Origin of the sequence: Sediminibacterium salmoneum NBRC 103935 (genome assembly GCF_000511175.1) — a bacterium.
Lineage (GTDB): Bacteria > Bacteroidota > Bacteroidia > Chitinophagales > Chitinophagaceae > Sediminibacterium > Sediminibacterium salmoneum.
This window is the reverse complement of record NZ_KI866530.1, coordinates 459,078-460,205: the sequence shown is the minus strand read 5'-3', so window position 1 is coordinate 460,205 and position 1,128 is coordinate 459,078. Positions and strand designations below refer to the sequence as shown.

Genomic DNA, 1,128 nt, shown 5'->3' with positions numbered 1-1,128 from the left:
TATATACAGTTGGCTTAGTCTTCAAAATCATCCCTTTGCTCTTCACCACCAAAACCATCATCATCTCCGTCTGCTTCACTGGCAGCTTCCTCCCCTTCTTCTCCAAAGCCATCCGCGGCTTCGTTCAGATCGTATTTCTCTTCAATATCGGCAAACTTGTCTCCCAGCAAACTCTTGGTGCCATATTGCTGAGGACCAATCCCCTCAATTCTTGAAACAGATGGATAAGTTAATTTGGGGTTTTCTTCTTTATTTACACTTATCAGGGCTACTAAGAATGTCCAGCCTTTGGCAAAATCATATTCATATATGAATTTCTGATTTACGTCCTGGATTTCAGAACCAATGGTTGTTTCTGCCATCAACAGGGGATCTACCCTATAGGCTTTATCGTATTTTTCAAAACTGATTTCCCTCCCCTTTAACCAGTTGTCATTGCTCCTGTAAAAAGTAGCCTGGTGTTTGGTATCAAATTCAAATGCCTTTAAAATAGCAAAATGCAAATCAAGAAAATACTGTGTATGCTTAATCACCACATCTCTGTAAACTGCATCATCCTCTTCCAGGTATATTCTAAATTTTAAAATTGCCATTCCGCCGGTTTTATTGATTAGTGCTTTTATGATCGATTGTAACAGGGTGCAAAATAGCGATTATTTAACGGGTTTTAAGTTCAGTTCTGCCCCTTTTTCTAACATAAATACATAGGCTGCTTCTTGTTGATTGGGGATGATTCCATCCAGAATGGCTTCTCTGATGGCATCCTTTAAAATACCTACCTGCTTACCGGGATTCAATCCAAACACCTCCATAATCAGTTCACCCGTAATGGGAGGCTGCCAGTTTCTCAGCTGATCCTTGGCTTCCACTTCTGCCATTCGTTCTTTTACCAACGCGAAATTCTGTAGATATCGCTGCACTTTTTGTTTGTTCTTGCTGGTAATATCAGCTGAACAAAGCTTCATTAAATCATCAATATCTTCACCCGCATCAAACAACAATCGCCTTACCGCACTGTCCGTAATATTTTCCTTGGTTAAACTGATGGGTCGCAAATGCAGCAACACCAGTTTCTGCACATATTTCATGGGTTCATGCAAAGGCAGCTTTAATTTGGAAAAAATTTTA

At 40.0% G+C, this 1,128-nt stretch carries 1 protein-coding gene and 1 pseudogene; both read right to left on the bottom strand.

Annotated elements, in window-relative coordinates; translation table 11 throughout:
• Positions 1-14: 14 nt before the first annotated feature.
• Positions 15-593: an IS1096 element passenger TnpR family protein gene (locus P767_RS0102350; protein ID WP_026763255.1), complete on the bottom strand. Its 579-nt coding sequence runs from the start codon at positions 591-593 to the stop codon at positions 15-17.
• Between the two features lie 60 nt (positions 594-653).
• Positions 654-1,128, bottom strand: a pseudogene (locus tag P767_RS15410) (tRNA nucleotidyltransferase); the annotation flags it as partial.

What these genes read in the sequence shown, in the direction of transcription:
- P767_RS0102350 (WP_026763255.1), bottom strand. Translation starts at nt 593, where the DNA reads ATGGCAATTTTAAAATTTAGAATATACCTGGAAGAGGATGATGCAGTT.